This is a genomic window from Acinetobacter sp. FL (assembly GCF_040744925.1).
GTDB classification, from domain to species: domain Bacteria; phylum Pseudomonadota; class Gammaproteobacteria; order Pseudomonadales; family Moraxellaceae; genus Acinetobacter; species Acinetobacter radioresistens.
Map to the genome: position 1 here is coordinate 1,329,649 of NZ_CP160437.1, position 20,304 is coordinate 1,349,952.

General features: G+C 33.1%; 19 protein-coding genes and 2 pseudogenes. 14 read left to right on the top strand and 7 right to left on the bottom strand.

Features of this window, described 5'->3' with window-relative positions; translation table 11 throughout:
• Positions 1-213: 213 nt before the first annotated feature.
• The 3 genes from ABZP31_RS06125 (at position 214) to ABZP31_RS06135 (ending at position 2,622) form a co-directional block, all read left to right on the top strand.
• Positions 214-810 (top strand): phosphatase PAP2 family protein, encoded by a 597-nt coding sequence (locus ABZP31_RS06125; protein ID WP_005025717.1) that lies wholly within the window; start codon positions 214-216, stop codon positions 808-810.
• Positions 811-1,072: 262 nt separating this feature from the next.
• Positions 1,073-1,549, top strand: coding sequence for a BLUF domain-containing protein (locus tag ABZP31_RS06130; protein WP_026056658.1), 477 nt, complete (start codon positions 1,073-1,075; stop codon positions 1,547-1,549).
• A gap of 152 nt (positions 1,550-1,701) precedes the next feature.
• Entirely contained in the window at positions 1,702-2,622 is a 921-nt protein-coding gene (locus tag ABZP31_RS06135; protein WP_034670005.1) for an alpha/beta hydrolase-fold protein, read from the top strand.
• A 357-nt stretch (positions 2,623-2,979) separates the two neighbouring features.
• On the opposite strand, the gene ABZP31_RS06140 is transcribed toward ABZP31_RS06135, so the two are convergent.
• Positions 2,980-3,345 (bottom strand): NirD/YgiW/YdeI family stress tolerance protein, encoded by a 366-nt coding sequence (locus ABZP31_RS06140; protein WP_017401141.1) that lies wholly within the window; start codon positions 3,343-3,345, stop codon positions 2,980-2,982.
• A 314-nt stretch (positions 3,346-3,659) separates the two neighbouring features.
• Between ABZP31_RS06140 and ABZP31_RS06145 the strand changes: the two genes are divergently transcribed.
• From ABZP31_RS06145 to ABZP31_RS06175, 7 genes and pseudogenes are all read left to right on the top strand, one after another.
• Positions 3,660-4,433 carry a glucose 1-dehydrogenase gene (locus tag ABZP31_RS06145; RefSeq protein ID WP_017401140.1) on the top strand — a complete coding sequence of 258 codons (774 nt, stop codon included), beginning with the start codon at positions 3,660-3,662 and terminating at the stop codon, positions 4,431-4,433.
• Positions 4,426-5,628 carry an alpha/beta fold hydrolase gene (locus ABZP31_RS06150; protein WP_017401139.1) on the top strand — a complete coding sequence of 401 codons (1,203 nt, stop codon included), beginning with the start codon at positions 4,426-4,428 and terminating at the stop codon, positions 5,626-5,628. Before ABZP31_RS06145 ends, ABZP31_RS06150 begins: the two co-directional genes overlap by 8 nt.
• Positions 5,629-6,026: 398 nt before the next feature.
• Positions 6,027-6,254, top strand: a complete 228-nt coding sequence (locus tag ABZP31_RS06155) for a hypothetical protein (RefSeq protein WP_017401138.1) — start codon at positions 6,027-6,029, stop codon at positions 6,252-6,254.
• Between the two features lie 319 nt (positions 6,255-6,573).
• Positions 6,574-7,086 carry a hypothetical protein gene (locus ABZP31_RS06160; RefSeq protein ID WP_227548694.1) on the top strand — a complete coding sequence of 171 codons (513 nt, stop codon included), beginning with the start codon at positions 6,574-6,576 and terminating at the stop codon, positions 7,084-7,086.
• Between the two features lie 992 nt (positions 7,087-8,078).
• Complete coding sequence (locus ABZP31_RS06165) at positions 8,079-8,522, top strand: BLUF domain-containing protein (RefSeq protein ID WP_248135413.1); 444 nt, start codon at positions 8,079-8,081, stop codon at positions 8,520-8,522.
• A 109-nt stretch (positions 8,523-8,631) separates the two neighbouring features.
• Positions 8,632-9,501: pseudogene (locus ABZP31_RS06170) on the top strand (IS982 family transposase).
• A 207-nt stretch (positions 9,502-9,708) separates the two neighbouring features.
• Positions 9,709-10,017 (top strand): hypothetical protein, encoded by a 309-nt coding sequence (locus tag ABZP31_RS06175; RefSeq protein WP_106439086.1) that lies wholly within the window; start codon positions 9,709-9,711, stop codon positions 10,015-10,017.
• Positions 10,018-10,151: 134 nt separating this feature from the next.
• On the opposite strand, the gene ABZP31_RS06180 is transcribed toward ABZP31_RS06175, so the two are convergent.
• Positions 10,152-10,592, bottom strand: coding sequence for a BLUF domain-containing protein (locus ABZP31_RS06180; RefSeq protein WP_005014499.1), 441 nt, complete (start codon positions 10,590-10,592; stop codon positions 10,152-10,154).
• Between the two features lie 390 nt (positions 10,593-10,982).
• Positions 10,983-12,556, bottom strand: a pseudogene (locus tag ABZP31_RS06185) (sensor domain-containing diguanylate cyclase).
• A 299-nt stretch (positions 12,557-12,855) separates the two neighbouring features.
• Here ABZP31_RS06185 and ABZP31_RS06190 point away from each other — a divergent pair.
• From ABZP31_RS06190 to ABZP31_RS06200, 3 genes are all read left to right on the top strand, one after another.
• The gene (locus ABZP31_RS06190; RefSeq protein ID WP_005014493.1) at positions 12,856-12,984 is read left to right on the top strand and encodes a hypothetical protein; all 129 of its coding nucleotides are present in this window, start codon (positions 12,856-12,858) and stop codon (positions 12,982-12,984) included.
• Between the two features lie 737 nt (positions 12,985-13,721).
• On the top strand, positions 13,722-14,030 hold the full coding sequence (locus ABZP31_RS06195) for an I78 family peptidase inhibitor (RefSeq protein WP_005025747.1): 309 nt from the start codon (positions 13,722-13,724) through the stop codon (positions 14,028-14,030).
• Between the two features lie 794 nt (positions 14,031-14,824).
• Positions 14,825-15,061 (top strand): hypothetical protein, encoded by a 237-nt coding sequence (locus ABZP31_RS06200; RefSeq protein ID WP_248135415.1) that lies wholly within the window; start codon positions 14,825-14,827, stop codon positions 15,059-15,061.
• Positions 15,062-15,372: 311 nt separating this feature from the next.
• On the opposite strand, the gene ABZP31_RS06205 is transcribed toward ABZP31_RS06200, so the two are convergent.
• On the bottom strand, positions 15,373-16,863 hold the full coding sequence (locus ABZP31_RS06205) for an amidase (protein WP_367156937.1): 1,491 nt from the start codon (positions 16,861-16,863) through the stop codon (positions 15,373-15,375).
• A 236-nt stretch (positions 16,864-17,099) separates the two neighbouring features.
• Between ABZP31_RS06205 and ABZP31_RS06210 the strand changes: the two genes are divergently transcribed.
• Complete coding sequence (locus ABZP31_RS06210) at positions 17,100-17,588, top strand: hypothetical protein (protein WP_005025756.1); 489 nt, start codon at positions 17,100-17,102, stop codon at positions 17,586-17,588.
• A 98-nt stretch (positions 17,589-17,686) separates the two neighbouring features.
• On the opposite strand, the gene accC is transcribed toward ABZP31_RS06210, so the two are convergent.
• Genes accC through aroQ form a run of 3 tightly spaced genes read right to left on the bottom strand, consistent with a single transcriptional unit; the run spans position 17,687 to position 19,970 of the window.
• Positions 17,687-19,060, bottom strand: a complete 1,374-nt coding sequence (gene accC / locus ABZP31_RS06215) for an acetyl-CoA carboxylase biotin carboxylase subunit (protein WP_005025758.1) — start codon at positions 19,058-19,060, stop codon at positions 17,687-17,689.
• Positions 19,061-19,075: 15 nt separating this feature from the next.
• On the bottom strand, positions 19,076-19,495 hold the full coding sequence (accB, locus tag ABZP31_RS06220; RefSeq protein WP_005014474.1) for an acetyl-CoA carboxylase biotin carboxyl carrier protein: 420 nt from the start codon (positions 19,493-19,495) through the stop codon (positions 19,076-19,078).
• Positions 19,496-19,511: 16 nt separating this feature from the next.
• Positions 19,512-19,970 (bottom strand): type II 3-dehydroquinate dehydratase, encoded by a 459-nt coding sequence (gene aroQ, locus ABZP31_RS06225; RefSeq protein WP_075039898.1) that lies wholly within the window; start codon positions 19,968-19,970, stop codon positions 19,512-19,514.
• Positions 19,971-20,304 lie beyond the last annotated feature (334 nt).

The following is a 20,304-nucleotide window of genomic DNA, read 5'->3' on the forward strand; positions in this document are numbered from 1 at the left end:
GATAAAAAATCTTAATAAATAATGAGTTAATTGAACAATAACTAAATTAGAGCACGAGAATGTATGGTTTTGAGACACATTTGGTTAGATTAGTTTAAATCTTGCAAGCTGATGAGGTTTAAATTTTTATACATAAATCTAGTTAGTGCTCCTTTCTTTATTTATTAAATATGTCAGTATCATGACCGTAATAATTTTATATATGCCCAGCTTATGTCTTTGGAAACCTTTAACTTAAATTTATTCAAATTAATTAATGCGTCTGAGAATGCAACTGATTTGAGTATTAATGTGGCCATCTTTATTGCTAATGACTTGCTCTATATTATGCTAGTAATATTTCTGGTTTTATGGTTTAAAGGAAATTTTGCTAATAAAAAACAAATATTTAAAGCTTTTATTTTCACCAGTATTGCCATTGCAATCAGCCAGATTATTTCTCAGCTTTTTTATCATCCGCGCCCCTTTGTAATGGAAGTGGGAAGAACAATTATCTTTCATGTGCCTAATGGCTCATTTCCAAGCGATCATATGCTCATTTTTAGTACAATTGCCTTTTCATACTTTTTCTCTAAACAACGTATTATTGGTCTAGGACTGATTGGATTAGCTTGGCTGGTTGCTTGGTCTAGAATATATCTTGGAGTACATTTTCCTTTGGATATGTTAGGAGCATTTTTTATTGCCTTGGCAATCAATATACTAGGTTTAACCTTATGGAAAAACTATAGTAATATATTAATGCAATTTATATTAAAAATATATTATTTTTTATTTAAGAAAATAATAGATAAGGGCTATATACGATAGATTAATTTTTATTATCTTAAGATTAAATTATATAGAAATTTAATGTTCTGAATCTAGTGAAATAGAATGAATTTTTGATAAATATATAACTTATATATTTAATTTTTAATATGATATTAAAGTAGTATGATAATATATAAATCAAGACATAATATAGTTTTATTATATTTTAATTAAATTAATAAAATACTACGGAAGGTTATGGGAGATTAATTTTTTAATATCAAGTTTATATCTGACTAATTGTGGTAGAGGAAATAGAATGCTTATTCAACTTTGCTATGCAAGTGAAAGAGTAGAACACTTAAATAGTGATCTTTTGGAGGATTTAAGTAATATTTTAACTAAATCAAACCTGTTTAATCAGGAACAGCAGATCTTTGGAGTTCTTTATTATGCTAATGGTTTTTTCTTTCAGTGTCTTGAAGGAGAGAAATCTCAAGTAGAGGCTCTTTTTGTAAAAATACAAGATGATAAGCGACATCATAAAATTAAGTTATATAGAACTGTTATTATAGATGAGATAAATTTTAAAAGTTGGTCTATGAAATATGTTGAAAAAAATACTTGTATAGAACGCTTCTTTCATAAGCGTGGTAAAAAAAATTTTCAGCCTTTAGAGCTTTTACAAGAGGATATCGCTTCCTTATTAGAGGTATTGATTGATTCTATAGAGTCAGAATTGCCTAAGCGAACAAGACAAGGACTTAAATATCGTGGAGTAAACCGGTTTCTATAACTCATCCCTTCTTTGAGAGAATATATCTTTTCTCAAACTCATAGTTTAATTTTTTAAAGGTTTAATGCACAAAATATTTAACGATTTTTATTGATAATGATTATTAATTAAAGTAGGGTGGATAATAATTTTTAATCTGCTTTTTATCAAATATGGCTAAAATCTTTTTTTTGGGCAAAAAAATCTTAGAAATATTTCTTATTTTAGGCATGGCTAGTACGGTTGCAATAACTGTTCATGCTAAACCTGATCTTAAACCCTTAGGTAAAAACATTGCAGATACAGGTTCACAAGTTTATAACTTTCAAACTAAAAAATTCATCTCTAAAGATCAAAAGCGAATTTACAAGGTTTGGTTAGGTATTCCTAAGCAAAAAAAGAATCTATTAACTGGAAGTACTGCTATTTTTATGCTGGATGGTAATTCCGTAATGTCCCGCCTGAATGAACATCTACTTCAAGGTATGGCCGAGCAGGATGCACCAGTTTTAGTTGCGATTGGTTATGAGACTAATCTGCCTTTTGATTCTAAGGCGCGTTCACTAGACTATACACCTGCAGATGAAACAGGTGAGCTGGCAGCTGACCCTCGAAACCCTGAACGATTGAGTGGTGGAAGTAAGGCATTTCGAAAAATTATTATACAAGAAATAGCACCGTGGGTAGAACAGCAGGTCAAATTAGACCCTAAAAGAAAAATACTCTGGGGACATTCATACGGCGGATTATTTGTATTGGACAGTTTAATAGCTGGACAGTATTTCAGTCATTACTTTGCGGCAAGTCCTTCGTTATCATGGGCAGATCAACGTATAATGAAAAAATTAAGGAGTACAAAAGAACCTTTTGCTGAGTCTAAACAACTTATACTTATGGAAGGAGATATTACTCCTCAAAAAAATCAAAAAGTTAGTCCAAATTTTAACAAAGATATGATTGTGAATAATCGTGAGCTACTTTCCTATGTACATAGTCAAGGAGTAAGTGCCAAATTAATAATTTATCCGGAATTAAGCCACGGTGAGGTATTTGGGGCATCATTAAAGGATATATTAATGAATAAGCTTTTTTAATTTATATGACTTAATCAATCTAATAGAACTGATTAAGATTTGGTGAAATAGTTAATTTTACTTAAAAGTAATTAATAAAATTTAAAAATTTTTACTAAAAGGTAGGCTGGCAAAATATAAAAGGAAAATTTGAAGTGTTCGCTCAAAATTTCTAAGGAGAAAATATTGATACCCCTAATTTTAAATACATTATACGGCATTCTATCTATATGAAAGGTCTACTAGCACCCTAAAAATTATCTAGATGGGCATGGCAAAATATATCAGTTTATTGAAATGCCAGCCCTCTAGAGATTTAAGCCTCAATTAAGCTTAATTATTGCTGAAAAATAAGAAATTCCCAAAAAATAGGTTCAATCAACGAAGTATCTCTATTTTTGCTACGTCGATATCAGTAGGTTTATAGCGGTGGGTATCTACTTCACCCATTATGCGTACTTTTGTGCCTGGTTTAAGTTGAGAAGGAGTCGCCAGATCATCATCAATTTCAATATTTATGGTACCGGTTGAATCTTTAAACTCATAATGATCACTCTTAATATGGCGAGTTATTTTTCCAGTCAATGTAACAGCTGTTTCATCTTTTGCTTTAATTGCCTGAGCCACGGTTACCTTATTTTTAATAGCTGCATTTATAAGTTTTTGGTCATTAGTATCTGCAAATATTTGAGTAGATAATACGGAGATTAAACCTGTTACCATAATTTTGCCAAGTTTTATCATGAATTATTCCTTTCATTATTAAAATAAATTTATAAAAAATTTAGCTTAATTTTAAAATATCTATATTATTAAATTGTTATTTAATTTATAGGTAGTTGAAGTTAAATAAAATTTAAATTTTTATAAAAATATTAAGATTATAATTTTTGATACTTTTAGTAATTTTTAATTTACTTTTAAATTTATAAGATTAATTTGTTTATTGTAAGTATTAATAATTTTAAATAAATTCAGGAGATATCTTGAAAAGAATAATCTTAAGCTAAGACTTTAAATCTTTCATATATTTTTATCTACAGGAGAAGAACAAGAAAATGTATCAGTCCCTATTAGATTTATCCGGCAAAACGGCATTAATTACAGGCGGAGCCGCAGGCATAGGCCGGGCCTGTGCTTCATTATTAGCTGAAGCAGGAGCTAATGTGATGATAGCTGATCTGAATTTAGAGGCTGCTCAACAGACTGCTGAGTACATTAAAGAACAGACAGGAGGTGATATACGCAGTATCGCATGTAATATTCTCAAGGATAGTGAGCTAGTAGGAGCTGTTGAAAGTACATTAGAAGCATTTGGGCATATCCATATACTGGTCAATAATGCTGGCGGAGGCGGAGGCGGTCATGAAGCGCCTGATCGGATTAGTGTAGATGATTTTGTTCGTGACTTTCAGCTGAACGTATTCGCTGCCTGGCGTCTCTGTCAACTTGTAGTTCCGCATATGAATATAGCAGGCTACGGTTCAATAGTTAATATTACTTCTATGAGTTCTGTTAATAAGAGCCCTGCTATGAGCGGCTATGCTGCTTCTAAGGCTGCGTTAAATCATATGGGTGCTAATTTAGCACATGACTTTGGGCCTATAGTACGCATTAATGCTGTAGGACCAGGGGCTATTCGTACAGCTGCACTGGCAAAAGTTCTCACTCCTGAAATTGAAAAACGCATGCTGGCTCATACCCCATTGCAGCGTTTAGGTGAACCGGAAGATATTGCTAAAGCAGTCTTATTCTTTGCTGCTCCTATATCTTCATGGATCAGTGGTCAAACCTTATTTGTAAATGGCGGCGGAGTACAAACCCTTGATTAAATTATCTCATCCTTTAAAATTTCTAATCGCAGCCCTTACCTTTGGCTGTACAACTTTAGCTGTTAGCCAAACTAACACTACTGTAGCTTCTAAAAATTATCATATTTCCAGTACTAAACCTGGCACAATTTTATCCGCTCAGGCACAGCAGCCGGGAGCGGGCTATGCACATGCCGGACAACGGTTTCTGATTAATTATCGTAGTCGGGGAGTATATGGGGAGCCTATTGTTGCCTCAGGCTTTATTATTCTCCCTAAAGGCAAAGCACCAAGACAGGGCTGGCCAGTACTTGCCTGGGCACATGGTACTACAGGAGTTGCAGACACATGTGCACCTTCAGAAGATTATGCAGGCGGACCAGTCCATAGTTATCAACAAGTCGCTGATGCTGCCTTAGATACTTGGTTAGCACGCGGTTATGCGATAGTTGCACCTGATTATCAAGGTTTAGGCACTCCAGGCGGGCATCCTTATATGAATGCTACTAGCCAATTACATACAGTAGTTGATGCAGTGCGTGCACTACATGTTTTAATGCCAGGCCAGATTAACAAGCAATGGTTAGTAATGGGTCATAGTCAGGGAGGAGCAGCTGCATTAGCGGTAGCTGCATATGGACAAAAAGATGCACCTGAGCTTAATCTGAAGGCGGCACTGGCTCTTGCACCAGGCGGATATCAGTATGAGGGTATTGCTGAGTATGCCCAAACTCATCCTAAACCTGACACCAACGTTGCTGCTTTTTTTCCAATAGTTCTACTCGGCGCTCAAGCTGCTGACCCTGCTATAAATCCTGATAATCTGGTAAGTCCAGAAATGCAGCTTTTACTTGATCAAGGACGTAAACGCTGTCTGAGTGAAATGCAAACAGAGCTAAAGCAGTCGCCAGATCGTATATTTAAGCCAGAAGCCAATTTAAAACCATTGCTTGATTACCTTAAATTGCAGTCTATTGAGCGTATGACTCCTACTGTACCTCTCATGCTTGTACAAGGCACGAATGATCAGCTGGTAGATCCACGCGGAACCTATGCTTATTATCAGCAAGTTTGTAAAGCTCATAAACCAGTTGTATACCATTCTATTAATGGAGGTGACCACCGAGATGCAGTACGTCAAAGTCCAAATTTTTCAGCAGAGTTTTTAAAGACTCTCAATAATGGAAAAACACCAACTTCTTGTTCGGCAAAATAATAGTTAACTTAATAAAAAATTATTTCGAGAGAGATAGTTTGAAATAGTATAATTGTATTAGTGATGAGACACTGAAATTAAGATTATTTCAGTGTCTTTATAATAATTGGGAATTATAAATATATTCTAATAGAATATATTTTATTAAATTAAGAGGATTTAAATTCCCGAGCTTGAGTATGGAATCTCTAACCTATAAAAATAATTTTAAGTAATTTATGTAAATAAGCAACTTTATAAATATAATAAATATAAGGCCTTATTTTTAAGGAGTATAATTTTAAATTACATTTATATTATTTGATACATTCTTGGAATATATATTTAAAAGAAAGGTGTATGTTAATAGAACTAGATAGGAATCTAGCCACTCTATTAAGATTATGAGGAATTTTAAAATGTCAAATCAACAAAATCAGCAAAATGATCAACAACATCAACAGGGCCAACAGAATCAGCAAAGTGGTCAACAAGGTCAGCAGAGCAGTCAACAAGGCCAGCAGAATCAGCAAAATGATCAACAACGCCAGCAGGGTCAGCAGACCAATCAGAATGACCAGCAGAATCAGCAAACTGATCAGCAGCGTCAACAGAATGATCAAAATCAGAATGATCAGCATATGTAATAGTAAATATCGGCAAGCTGAACTCTTGCCTGTTAAAAAAGCCCTCTCTTAAAGTCTGGGCTTTTTTATTTTAATATAAAAAATTATTTAACTATAATTACTAAAACAATCTTAACTTAAACTTCTTAATGTTTTAGCCTGAAATAATTAAAACTTTAGTTTTATAAAAACAAATCTATTAACTAATGTTACGTTTTTACATCTTTTTTAAAAATACTAGTATTTAAAATAATTAAAAATTTTTATTGAAAAGATGATTATAATGAAAAAGAAGTTAATAGAGAGTAGCAGGAAATCTTATAAATTATGGTTTAACTCTATGTCTGATGAGGAAAGAGAAGAATTAAGTGCAATAGGTATACAATGCAGAGCCGATGCTCAATTTTTTAAACAGGAAATTTTAGATATTCATAGTCACTTAAATAATCCCAAGTTAAAAGAGAATAGACTATTATTCAATAAATTTATTAATAGATTTCTTGCACTTATTCCAAAAAATATCCATTCTTATATTGATAGGGAATCTTTAGAAGCAGACTCTGATTATCGGGCTTGGCTAATTAATCGGCAAATGTTTGTATTTAACTATCTTATTGCAAAAAGTAATTTCGATTTAAGTAAAGGTGAGAACTATAGTCATATTTTATGGTCTCCTGTGATTGATAGTGCTACTCCTCAACAATGTTATGACTTCAATAATAAAATTTTTAAAATTACTGATATAGAATTTCAAAGATCAGCTACAGAACACTGGAGTAAACCAAAAAAAGGCTGTAAATGTAGTTTGATATCTATAAATAATCGTCAAGCTGAAAAATATATAAGTTTATAGATTACAAGATAGGCTAATAAAATTTGCAGATGGTCCTGATATATTTTATCTTATAGACTCTAACTAAAAGTATATTATTATTTAGTACTCGTAAAATATAAAAATAGAGTAAGAATAAAATAATTATCTTTACGTAGGTATTGCATTATCCATATGGAGCACCTCATATCTCTAAACTCTCAACATTAGCAAGTAACTTTAAGTACTTCTGTACCAGAGGCATTCGAAGAAATGATTTCGTTATTATTTTAGTAAAATACCAGATTAGATACATAAATTTTAAGTCATCTTCGTGGTCTCTTTCAGAAAACGCGGTAGTTCAAACAGCGGGTGTTTTAATTAAGCCTGTTAAGGTTTATATAAGAAAATTTTATATGAGACTTCGAATATCTTTAGAAGAAGTAGTTCATTAAAACCATAGAGTCTTTAGCGAATCAAAGATAAAAAGCCACTCAATTACTCAATATTTGTTCATATATAGTAGTAAATATTTCTTATGATACATTTTTTGGATTATCATCAGGCTTCATTAAAAAGGTTAACTGTTGAAAGTAAAAATAGTTTTTTGTTAATTTGGTTCCATAGTTCTTCAAATAGTGTGCTATGACATTGCTGTTGTAGAGAGCTAATGAGTATTATTCTTTATGGTTTAACTTTGCATAAAGCTTGCAAGATCCTTAGCGTATTGATTCATATTACGACTTTCCCAAAATCGGGAAGAATGATCATGACAGTCATAGCTAAGTGTAAAAAAACTATGGGTTGCCGGATAAGCCGTTCCGCTTTTAAATGCATCATGAAAAAATGACCAACGATATAACAGGCCAATAGGTATGTCTTCATCTTAATCTTCATAAGAAAGATAAGTAGCATCACTGATGTTAATAGAGTTGTGGTTCATCATTTATTCATACAGGAAAAAGATAATTTATATAAGGTCGGTTTTTAAAGTTTTTTATGTGGGTTTTTATATGTCTGGTTTGGAGGTGAACGTGAGTGATGTAAGATTGTTGTATGTAAGCAAGTTAAAAGACTGTGCTAATCCTATGAATGAATTATTCAACATTCTTACAGAAGCATTAGATTTTAATAATCCTAATCAAATTTATGGAGCCCTTTACTACGGTAATAATTATTTTGTTCAGTGTCTTGAAGGAGACAAAGAAAAAGTAGAACATTTATTTTATAATAAAATTTTAAGAGACATACGTCATGAACAATGTGAAATTATGTCTTTTGAGAATATAAACGAACGTTTATTTTCAAATTGGCATATGAAATATGCAATTTTCCATAAGGATATATTAAGCTTTTTTTGTGAACATCACCTTGATGAGTTTAATCCGTATTTACTTAATACTGGAACTATACCTAATTTTATAGATCTTCTAGCTAAACAGCCAGATAGCTACTATAGCCTAAAGCAAAACTGCTAGCAGCAAATAGACTATATAACCCGAATCGCGGATAAGAAATTGACTTGAAAAATAAGAGGACTAGAGCCATCAGTTAAGTTACCACACCAAACTCACAACTCTAGTCCTGATGTTCGATAGTACCGAATTATTCTGCATAATTGATGATTTTTTTCTTAAATTTGAAGCAACTTATTGGGAGTTTCTCAAACAAAACCGTGGTTCCTTAAGAATCAGAACTGCTCAACTTACAATTTCAGAAATCTGCTTTATTGCCATTTGGTACAAATGCTCTCATTTCAATAATTTCAAAGCCTTTTTCACCTAGTTAAAAGAAGATAAAATCCATTTATTTAAGTACTTGCCTTGCTATCAAAGGATGATTCATCTGATCAATATGCATGAATTAGCCCTACACGCTTTACATGTGGCACTGATGAAAGGCCAAGGTACACAATATTTATGGATTGATTCAACAACTCTGCCAGTTTGTAAAACTCAACGTATTCAGCATCATAAATCATTAGTCCAAATTGCATCACGTGGTAGAAGCTCAATGGGCTGGTTTTATGGCTGTAAATTACATATTGCGATGAATCAATTTGGTGAAATTGCCTGTTCTGCTTTATCGAATGGACATGTTGCTGACATAAAAATGGTTGAGCAATTGGTTGCTGGTATAGAAGCAAAACTTTACGGGGATCGAGGTTACATCAGCCAAGAATTAAAAATTAGATTGAAATATCAAGGTATTGATTTAATTACTTATCATCGAAAGAATATGCAGGCTATTCAACTTTGTGCATCAGATGAATATCACCTAAGACAACGCAATAAGATAGAAACATTATTCAGTTTATTGAAGGGGCAATACAATTTAGTGACGAGTAAAGCACGTAGTCTTCATGGATTTCTGAGTGGAATTTACGCCTCACTATGTGCATATCAACTCACTCATCAAAATAAGCCAACAATTCAAATTAAGGAATCATCGGCTTAAGCAGGATTCGGGTTATATAGCTTTAGAAGTTATATAGTCTAATAACTCGTATTAAAAAATAAGCTATAAAATATTTATAATTAGAAGATTATATTAAATATATTTATGTCGATAAAAATAATATTAAAACTTACAATATGCTTACCAGATTTTGAATAAGATAATGTTATAAATAAATTCTTCTAATGATATAAGGTTCTAAAGTTTTTGATAAAGCATCAAGAAAATTTCTGTCCAGATTTATATGATTACCTTTATAGTCAGACTTTAAAGGCGTACAAACCTGTAAAGTCGAAAGAACGAAATAAGATTTTATTCTTAGCTAAAGTCATAGAAGTTTTTTCAAACCTAGAAGCGATAGAATATGATTTAGAAATTGGAGCTATTAGTATAACATTAGAAATTAATCTTAAGTTCTATACCTTTTGGAGTGTAGAGATGCCGAGGATTGAAAATAAAACACAATTTGTAAAATACCTTAGCTCTCAACTGGAAAATATTTTTTTAAAAACTTAAATAATGAGTTTTTATATTTAATTATATAACATCACTATTCCCTGTTAAATTAACAAACATTAACATAAAAATTTATTTTAGATCAACTGATTATTAAACTAAATGAATTTATAAAAATTAATTTTTTGAGGTTACTATTTTAACCTTAGAGTACTAATACCGTCTTTTTGTTTAGCCAGTAAATTAATAAAAGGAGAGATAGTATGGTTCGTTAATAAATAAGGATTAAAAGCTTCTAGATGGTGATCTTTAAAAAAGTGCATAACTTCCTTGTTAAAAGCTGCATATTTCATATGCCAATTTGCAAATAGGCGACTTTTGATCGGTTCAAGATAAATAACTTCACATTGCTCATGTCGAGGATCTCTAATGATTTTTTTATAAAAAAGATGCTCAAGCTTATCTCTTTCGCCTTCAAGACATTGTACGAAGTATCCATTTCCAAAATATAATGCTCCATAAATCTCATGGGGACTATTATATGTTATAGCTTCTGTAAGAATATCCATTAAATCTTTAACGGCATTTTTATTTTTTTTAAGCTTACTTACGTATAGCAGCCTCACCAGATTCATATATATTTGCTCAAAGTAATGATTTTAGTTCCTTGGTTTATTTTATAGAATTTTTAATAAAAAAATAGTTATTTCAATAAGTTACATAAAATCCAAAAATCAGTTTTTAAAAATTAAATTTATAAAAAACAAAGGTTTAATTTTTAGATTAGGTTTTAAATAACCTGTTTTTTTGTATGAGAAATGTGATAACCCTATAATATTTTTAATTTTATACAATGATTTTTATTTTATAGTTTTAAGAGGGTGGTACAATATATTTAGATAAAAACAAAATATTAGTCTCTTATATTGATATAAGGTCAGCATTTTATTTTAAATTTAAATATTATATAATTTTATTAAATACTTATTATACAGATTATTTCTGTCGTTTTATTTTTATTATAACTAGCTATATTTAATCTGATTACGGCCATTGTTCTTTGCATAGTAAAGATTATTATCAGCAATCTTTAAAACTTGTGTAAATTCTTCTGCACTGTCTGGCCACGATGCGATACCTATAGAAATGGTAATTCTACCTACATTATTAATTTCAAATGCTTCTACAATACGTCGAAATCTCTCTGCACTTTCATAAATTTCCTGCTTATTATTATTTGGAATAACCACAATAAACTCTTCACCTCCGTAACGACAGCACAGATCTTCTTTACGAAAATTTTCCTGTATAAGTTTCGCTAGTATTTTTAATACCTCATCTCCTATATCATGGCCATAAGTATCATTAACGCGTTTGAAACGGTCTATATCTATAAGTAATATAGAAAAATGTATATCAGAATCTATCATTTCTTTAACAAAAATTTCCATGCCTCTACGGTTAAAGAGTTGAGTAAGGGGGTCAGAATTAATATGAAAGTTCATTTCATCAATTTTACTACTAAATTTTTCAATACTAGAAAGTAATGAAAATTTGAATTTTTGTACTTCGTAATACCATGGCTTGATTTTCTTAATTTTTGTTTTAGTCTCAGGTTGGTTCAAAGCACTCGCCATCTTGGCAAGCTCATGGAGAGGTGAGGATATAAATGCAGATGCTCTCCAGACAATATAGAAAATTAATAGATAAAATATAAAGATCACACCACTTAATCTAAAAATAATTGATTTGGTTTCATCAATTAAATCGGCCAATGGTTCTTGTGAAACAACAATCCATCCGGTTGTAGGTATGTAGGCAAAACCAGCTACGTATTTTGTTCCTATATCATTGATTAATTCAGTTTTCCCACTTTTTCTATACTCTATAGACGCCATACTACTATTCTGGGCTACGAGACCCCCGATTTTTTTCCTATTCGGATCAAATACAATTTTTCCATTTCTATCAATGATATAGATATTGTTATTTTTATAGTTATATTCCAGTGGCAGTAATTCATTAATCATGTTAGTTTCTTTTAAATGAATTAAAGTGCCTACATACCCCTTATAGATATGTTTATTATCAAAGATTGGCTGTGAGATAAAGATTACCAAATTATTTCTGACTGAATAATAGGGCGGTGAGATATAAGCATGCTTACTTCGTAAAGATCCCTGAACTCCCAGTGAGGTAGACACTTGTCTTTGATCAAGATTAAGCTGCTTTAATGTGTATTCAGTAACCGATCCTTGGCTATTACCTATAATTAAAGTGTCAAAGTGATGAGAAAGATTTTAAGTCGCTCAACTTCATGTTCTTTAAATGTACGCTGATCAAAGCCCTGACCTATTATATCTGCGCTGTATTTCAGTTCGTTTAAAGTAACTTGAAGTTTCCTGTCAGTATTCGAAGCAATTTTAGAAGCATATTCATAGTTGAGAAAAAGTGATTTCTTGACTAATTCTTTCTTAAAAAGGATATAACTTGCTACTAAGGAGATAACAAATAAAAATGAGACTGCTAAAGCAGTTAAAATTAGAATTAATTTTCTTAAATTAAGTTTAAAAATTTTTCTTTGGTAAGTATTTGGCATGCCAGAAAGTTAGCCAGCTATTAATTCTATTAAATATACACTACGATATGAGTATCCACGTAGTAATTTGTTTTTGTAAATTCTATCACAAGAGTAAAAAAATTATATAAATAGATAATTAAAAGGAATCATTTTTTACTTAAATATATATGTAGTTTATAGGAGAAAAGATAAATTTTATATATTTTCAAAGACAAGTTTTTATACGTATTTATAACATTTGTACTATATAAGTAGAGAGAATTGGTAATTTATATCTTCTATAATAATGAACTAGGTAATGAAAAGATAGGAAAAATATGAAAAATTTAACTATAACTGGTGTTATTTTAGCTGTAACTCTTAGTCTAACTGCTTGTGCGAACAAGAAAGAAGAAAGTGATAAAAACCAACCTGAGTCTCCTCATACATTAGAGCAGGATTCATAAAAATTTATTTATGAAGTTAAGTAAATTATCAAAATATCTATTTTAGTTAATGGTAGCTCATTTATTAAATATTAGAGTTTATTTAAAAAATAGATTACTTAATTTATATGTAGGCTCTTGCTAAATGAATTTATTTTTCATGATTTTGGGTCTAATTTTATTAGGTGTTCTGTATGTTTTAATCAATATAGAGCTTTTTAGAAAGAAGAGCAAAAATGAATCTCATAGCAATAGATATCCAAAAGAGAGTAATTCTGCGTCAGATAATGATTCAACCTACTACAAATAACTAAATATTTAATATATTAACCTCTAAGTTTTAAAAGTAAGTTATACGTCAACAACAGAGTAATTATTATGCTTTATGTAGTCTCTGGTTTAATTATATTACTCTTAATTTTTATAGGCTATAAAAAATTTAAGTATCGAAGAAACAAAAGTTTACGCTACTGCGGACCAATTAAAAACTCATTTCATGAAATTACTTGTAGTCATCATTATATAAGCACCCTAGAGCAGGATTCCTCATCAAAGCATATAGAATATACAGGGAATAATGGTTCATTTAGTGGAGGTGGAGCTACTGGCTCTTGGGATAATACTAATAACGATACATCTTCAAGCTCTGATGGTAGTAGCTCGAATGACTAGTTAATTCTACAAATGAACTATATATGTTTATTGATTATAAGAATACTTTTTTGTTAGGGTTGTTTTTTTGAAGAAGGGTAGTAGAGATGATGAAAAAAATTACTTATTTAGCTTTAACGCTGGTAGCTACAGGATTAACTGCTTGTGCAAACTCTCCAGAAAATGGAGTATCCAATAATACTAATATGGGTCAGGCTCAGTGTCTTCCGGCAGAAGCTAAAAAACTGGTTGGACATACTGGTTTAAGTGATGAGCAAATTAAACAGAAAACTGGTTCTAAAATTGTTCGCACTCTCACTCCTAATCAGCCAGCTACGATGGACTATCGTATTGAGCGCATTACAGTAATTATAGATCCTGTAACTAACCAGATTAAAGATGCTTCATGTGGTTAAAGAGTTTAAATCATAATTACAATATAGTTACATCTTGTGGGTAGTATGTTTTTTGATTAAAAAAGAGTCTACTACAGAGATGAAGATTTATTAAGTTTACTCTATGAATATGCAAAAAAAGCTTGTCATTTGACAAGCTTTTTTTATATACATCCTTTTACATGAGGTACAGAAAGTAAGAGAAAATGGGTTGGAAGGCTACATATTAAGATGATAGTTTTATATTCAGTCAGTTAAATAATTTGAGGTGAGCAATGAAATTGTTGACTTTATTTGGTATGAGTATGGCAGTTAGCTATTGCTATAAAAATTTAAAACATAATAAGCTAAACTTTTCACAAGCTAATTTTGATGAAACTATTAAACAGTTTATATTAAGGGATTTTCATAGTTAAAGTAACTAATAAAACTCATATATGAATACAATTTAAAAAGCTCATTGAAAGATGAGCTTTTTAATTATCTATAATATATTAATATGATAATGCTAAAAAAGACATCTAAATTTATAGCTTATTATTCATTTTTTAATTCAAGGGACTTGGGACCTGTTTCTTAGTTGAAAATAGTTTAATATCCATTGAGTAATTAAAGTCACTTTTAGTTTTTTTCAATCCAGAAATTAGGCTGTATAAAGTTAAATCAAGATGTATTAAAAAACCATAAAATTTTTAATTAATTCTAGTTAAAACAATGAACTTTCAATATATATTTGAATCTAATAAAGAGTAAATTCATCTTTTAGTCATAAAAATAGAAGAAAATTGAGTCTTAACTTTTTGAGTAGCTCAATTATGCCAAATATCCATGTTAAAAATCTAGACAATATGCTTGCTAGAATTAAGGAAGAAAATCAGTCGCCAGAAAAAATATTGATTGGTTATAAGGCTTATGGGGAATTAATGAATGATAGAGCCTTTTTTGAAGAAGTAGCAGGCTCTGCTATAGACCCTAATAAAAGAAGATATAAAAAGATTAAAATTAAAGTTACTCAAGATGAGTATCAGATTGAAGTAAAGTGTAAGAACTAAAGCGACTTATTTGGGATAACTTCACACCCAGGCAGCAAGCAAAGTCGGGATCAGGCATTAGATAGTACTTATATGGGGATGAGGTATAGCATCAGACAATGCACTGGAAGGCTATTACTGGCAGATCTTGGGGGGCAGACTGTTTTTATGTTTCCAAGCGCGTCAAGGTCAAGCGAATATTAATCTTTGTATGGAACTCAACAAATCATTCTGAAAAAACATTAGCTTTAATTTTTAATTTTATATATAAAATCGCTGAGGTTTTCAGACAAACTGAAATGAAGCCTGTGTGATAACAGGCTTTTATAGAGCTAGACCTTAATTTCTTGATACTTGCTTATCCATGGTTGAGCCTGTTCTAACTGAGTAGCCAATTGGAAGAGGAGGTCTTCACGGGCAAACGGTGCAATAAATTGAGAACCTAGTGGGAGATTTTCCTTGTTCCAATATAGTGGAACTGACATTGCTGGAAGTCCGGTAATATTTGCCAGCTGGGTAAAGGGTACCCATTTCAGATTTTCACGAATAATTTGTTCGACCAGTTTTCCGCGTGCAAGATAATGTGCTTTACCTAACTTAATTAACATTTTCAGGATCGGTTTTTGCCAGCTTGGTGTGGTAACCTCTCCATTTCTAGGGGCTACTGAAGCAGTAGCTGGTATTAAATAAAGATCATACTGATTAAAAAAATAATTCATTTGTCTGACATAACCGCCCCAGTTATTGAGATTATGAATATACTCATTAGCACTAGTTTGTGCTCCGAAGGCAGCCAAGGCTAGAGAATCCAGTTCAAAATCCTGATCTTTAGCATGAGTCTGCTGCTTGATCTGTGCCAACATATAAGAGAACTGGCTAAACCATGTCGTAATAAAATCTTTGGCTAAGGCCATACCATCGATTGCGGGCTGGTCTTCTATAACAATATGCCCTAAAGACTCTAAAATTTTAGCAGTATGCTGAATTGCATTAACAGCATCTTTAGAAACTGGTGTACCAATAGGTGAAACAGTAGAAAAAGCTATTTTTAATTGCTTGGGTGGCTGCTGAATAACTTCACTATAAGGCTGTAAAGGAGCCTCAATTTTAAAGAGCGAGCTAGATTCAAATCCTTGTGTTGCATCAAGCATAGCTGCACTATCTCGTACTGTTCGTGTCAGAACATGCTGCATAGCTGCGCCGTGCATGGCCTCACTCATACCAGGGCCCCATGGCGTACGACCACGACTAGGTTTAAGTCCGAACAAACCACAATAGGATGCAGGAATCCGGATAGAACCTCCACCATCTCCTGCACCTGCTACCGGTACAATACCTGCTGCTACAGCTGAGGCAGAACCACCAGAAGAACCGCCACTGTTGTGTTTTAAATGCCATGGGTTAGCACAGCTCCCCCATGCATCTGGTTCAGTAATTCCTTTGATACCAAATTCAGGTGTATTGGTGCGGCCTAATGTAATAATACCTGTATTCTCCCAGCGATTTACAATCTCCGCATTAAACTCGGGAATGTAGGGGAGCTTTTTTAATGCCTGACAGCCATAACTGGTCGGTATGCCTTTGTATTCTTGAAACAGGTCTTTTACTAAAAAAGGTACACCGGCAAATGGACCATTTAAATCCAGTTTTGTCCGCTTTTGAGCATACTCATACATAGGAATAATAATTGCATTGAGCTCAGGGTTTGCAATTTCTACGCGTTGTATAGCAAGTTCTAAAAGTTCGGAAGCCTGTACCTGTTTATTCTTAACAAGATGAGCTAGTCCCAAGCCATCATATTGCATATATTCTTGAATTTTCATTATTTAAATATTTCCTATGTATTTTTATATCTTTGATCTTTTATTTCTGGGATGTACACGTATATTATGATACGGAGCAATTTAGCTTAGCTGATTTTTATAATATTACCTAATTGTAAAACCCCTCTGCAATAAATCAAGAGTGAAGATAAATATTGTTTTATAACGTTATTCAAACAAGTTTTTTTACAAATTTATGCTAACTTAAATTTTATGGGGACAAGGTTAAAAAATTCATGAAAAAACTATATCTTACAGCTCTTATTACACTTTGTTCAGGTTGGGTATGGGCAGAACAGCAACCAGTATCAACATCTTCTGCGCAAACTGAAGCCCAGTCAGAAAAATTATCTGCTAATACGATCCGTATTTTTACTCGTCCTGAAATTATGGGTCTATGGGGCATGGAAATTCCTAACAATAAAAAATGTGTAGAATATTATAATTTTCGAAATGACAATGAAGTAATGATTAAAAGTGGTCAAGAGTGGTCGTATGCACTTTATGATTATCAACCTTCAGATGACTTAAAAGACAAGTTGCCTGCGTTAATCATGCAGGTAAGATACGATAATAATCAGACGGATTGCTCTGGTCGACGAGAAGACCAGACGGGTGAGATTTCTCAGTACTTTGTCCAATGGAAAAATACTCATACGATCAATTTTTGTGCTACAGAAAAAGGGCAGGAGTGTTTTGCTACATTAAAGCGAATTTTGCCTTAAACTTCTTTGTACTATTTAACTTTAGTTTTCATAAACCATAAAAAATCAGGTAATAAAAAGCCTCTTGAATCAAGAAGCTTTTTTATCATGATACATCACTAGCTGGCTTTGGTGGCCTCTTGCTGACCTTCAAGCTGTTTAAGTAAATGCTTTTCCAGATAGTGAATATCCATAGCTTGGCTACAGAAATTCTTATCTTGTAAAATAAGATCTTTATGCAATGGAATATTGGTTTTAATTCCAGAAAGAATCATTTCATCTAGTGCCTGTTTCATCCGGGCAATTGCAGTTTCACGATCTTTACCGTGTGAAATCAGCTTGGCAATCATAGAGTCATAATAAGGTGGAATACTGTAGCCTGGATATATGTGTGAATCTAAGCGGATACCTGCGCCACCTGGAGCATAAAATTGCTCGATTTTACCTGGTGACGGCATAAAGGTTGAAGGATCTTCTGCATTGATTCGACATTCGATTGCATGGCCGCGTACTTTAATATCTTCCTGTTGAAGATCAAGCCCGATACCTGCTGCAATACGCAACTGCTGTTCAATAATATCTACACCCGTTACCATTTCAGTCACCGGATGTTCAACCTGAACTCGCGTATTCATTTCAATAAAGAAGAACTCACCATCTTCAAATAAAAACTCGAATGTTCCTGCGCCACGGTATTGCATTAATTTGCAAGCATTCACACATGCTTCAAGAATATCTGCACGTGCCTGTTCTGGCAGAAATGGTGCAGGTGCTTCTTCTAGAACTTTCTGATGACGGCGCTGTAAAGAGCAGTCACGGTCATAAAGATGAATGGCATGACCATTGCCATCACCCAAAATCTGAACTTCTACATGACGAGGTTTTTGCAGAAAACGCTCCATATAAACCGTGTCATCACCAAACCACATTTCAGCATCACGCTGGGCAGCTTGGACAGATTCAAGCAGAGTGTCTACACGCTCGACAATACGCATACCACGGCCACCACCGCCTGAGGCAGCTTTAACAATCAGCGGAAAACCGATTTCTTTTGCTTCAGCAAGAGCATTATTGGTCGTTACAGCATGAGCTGAACCAGGTACGGTCGGTACACCAGATTTTTTCATCGCCATGATTGCTGAAACTTTATTACCCATCAGGCGAATATGTTCAGGACGTGGACCAATAAAGATGAATCCTGAACTTTCTACGATTTCTGCAAATTCAGCATTTTCAGATAAAAAACCATAACCCGGATGAATTGCATCTGCACCGGTAATCTCTGCTGCTGTAATAATAGCCGGAATATTTAGATAGCTTTCACTGCTGGTACCAGGCCCTATACATACTGCTTCATCACAAAAGCGTAGATGCATCAGATCCTTGTCGGCATCGGAATAAATACCAACGGTTTTAATTCCTAAAGTTTTACAAGCCCGGGTGATGCGCAAGGCAATCTCACCTCGGTTTGCAATTAAAACTTTCTGCAACATATGAATCCCCGGGTATTAAGCGCGATAGCGGAATAATGGTTGACCAAACTGGATGACTTCACCATTTTTGACCAGAATTTCTTCAATTACACCGCTTTGAGTGGCTTCAATCGGATTCATGATTTTCATTGCTTCAATAATACCTAACGTATCACCGGCAGAAACAGTCTGGCCAATTTTAACAAATGGCGCTTCACCTGGGCTTGGTGCGGCATAGAACACGCCGACCATTGGAGACGTTTCTACTGCACCACGTGGTGCTTTAGCTGCAGGGGCTGATGCAGCAGGAGTTGGCATCGCAGGAGTAGCCGCCGCTGCAACGACCGGCATACGGCGTGTCAGGGCGATAGACTGATCGCCTTCTTTGACTTCAATCGCCTGCAGGTCGGATTCAATCATCAAGTCGATGAGTTTCTTGATTTTGCGGATATCCATGGATGAGTCTTCCTAATTATGATTGGTGAGAAGAGGGTTTAATTTTTTCGATCGCATAGTCCAGAGCAAAATGATAGCCTTTTGCTCCTAAACCACAGATCACACCGACTGCTTTGTCGGATAAATAAGAATGATGACGAAAAGTTTCGCGGGCATGCACATTAGAAAGATGGACTTCAATATAAGGAAGCGCAACGCCAAGCAAGGCATCGCGTAAAGCTACTGAAGTGTGCGTCAGTGCAGCAGGGTTGATAATAATAAACTGTGTACCATCATCTTGAGCCTGATGAATCCGGTCAACAATTGCACCTTCCCAATTGCTTTGAAAAGTATTTAGAGAAAATTCTGCTTTTTGAGCATGTGAAATCAGACTTTGATTGATATCCTGAAGGCTAAGACGACCATATACTTCCGGTTCACGTTTACCTAGCAAATTTAAATTCGGTCCATGAATAACCAAAATGGTTGAACTCATCCAGCCTGCTCCAATATCAAAAATATATGCATTCTTTGCAAGATGTCAGCAAAGTTTGCGTATTATGGCATATTATTCTGCAAATTCTTTATAATTTGTATTAATTGAAACAGAAGATCAATGCCAAAATTAAGCTATATATTGAAAACTTTGCAGGGAATTGGCAATGTTAAAAAATGACAAATTTAGAATTTTTTTAAATTTTAACAGATCTCATGAACTGGCTAGATGTATTAAAATTTTCAGTAATGAGTTAAAAGTTTACTTATTTACTCTTATAAAATATTTTTATTTACAAATTTTATCATTAAGTTTTCTGTAAATATTTTTTTAT

Coding starts and splice junctions, on each gene's coding strand:
- ABZP31_RS06125 (WP_005025717.1), top strand. CDS start 214: ATGTCTTTGGAAACCTTTAACTTAAATTTATTCAAATTAATTAATGCG.
- ABZP31_RS06130 (WP_026056658.1), top strand. CDS start 1,073: ATGCTTATTCAACTTTGCTATGCAAGTGAAAGAGTAGAACACTTAAAT.
- ABZP31_RS06135 (WP_034670005.1), top strand. CDS start 1,702: ATGGCTAAAATCTTTTTTTTGGGCAAAAAAATCTTAGAAATATTTCTT.
- ABZP31_RS06140 (WP_017401141.1), bottom strand. CDS start 3,345: ATGATAAAACTTGGCAAAATTATGGTAACAGGTTTAATCTCCGTATTA.
- ABZP31_RS06145 (WP_017401140.1), top strand. CDS start 3,660: ATGTATCAGTCCCTATTAGATTTATCCGGCAAAACGGCATTAATTACA.
- ABZP31_RS06155 (WP_017401138.1), top strand. CDS start 6,027: ATGTCAAATCAACAAAATCAGCAAAATGATCAACAACATCAACAGGGC.
- ABZP31_RS06160 (WP_227548694.1), top strand. CDS start 6,574: ATGTCTGATGAGGAAAGAGAAGAATTAAGTGCAATAGGTATACAATGC.
- ABZP31_RS06180 (WP_005014499.1), bottom strand. CDS start 10,592: ATGAATCTGGTGAGGCTGCTATACGTAAGTAAGCTTAAAAAAAATAAA.
- ABZP31_RS06190 (WP_005014493.1), top strand. CDS start 12,856: ATGAAAAATTTAACTATAACTGGTGTTATTTTAGCTGTAACTCTTAGT.
- ABZP31_RS06195 (WP_005025747.1), top strand. CDS start 13,722: ATGATGAAAAAAATTACTTATTTAGCTTTAACGCTGGTAGCTACAGGA.
- ABZP31_RS06200 (WP_248135415.1), top strand. CDS start 14,825: ATGCCAAATATCCATGTTAAAAATCTAGACAATATGCTTGCTAGAATT.
- ABZP31_RS06205 (WP_367156937.1), bottom strand. CDS start 16,863: ATGAAAATTCAAGAATATATGCAATATGATGGCTTGGGACTAGCTCAT.
- ABZP31_RS06210 (WP_005025756.1), top strand. CDS start 17,100: ATGAAAAAACTATATCTTACAGCTCTTATTACACTTTGTTCAGGTTGG.
- accC (WP_005025758.1), bottom strand. CDS start 19,060: ATGTTGCAGAAAGTTTTAATTGCAAACCGAGGTGAGATTGCCTTGCGC.
- accB (WP_005014474.1), bottom strand. CDS start 19,495: ATGGATATCCGCAAAATCAAGAAACTCATCGACTTGATGATTGAATCC.
- aroQ (WP_075039898.1), bottom strand. CDS start 19,970: ATGAGTTCAACCATTTTGGTTATTCATGGACCGAATTTAAATTTGCTA.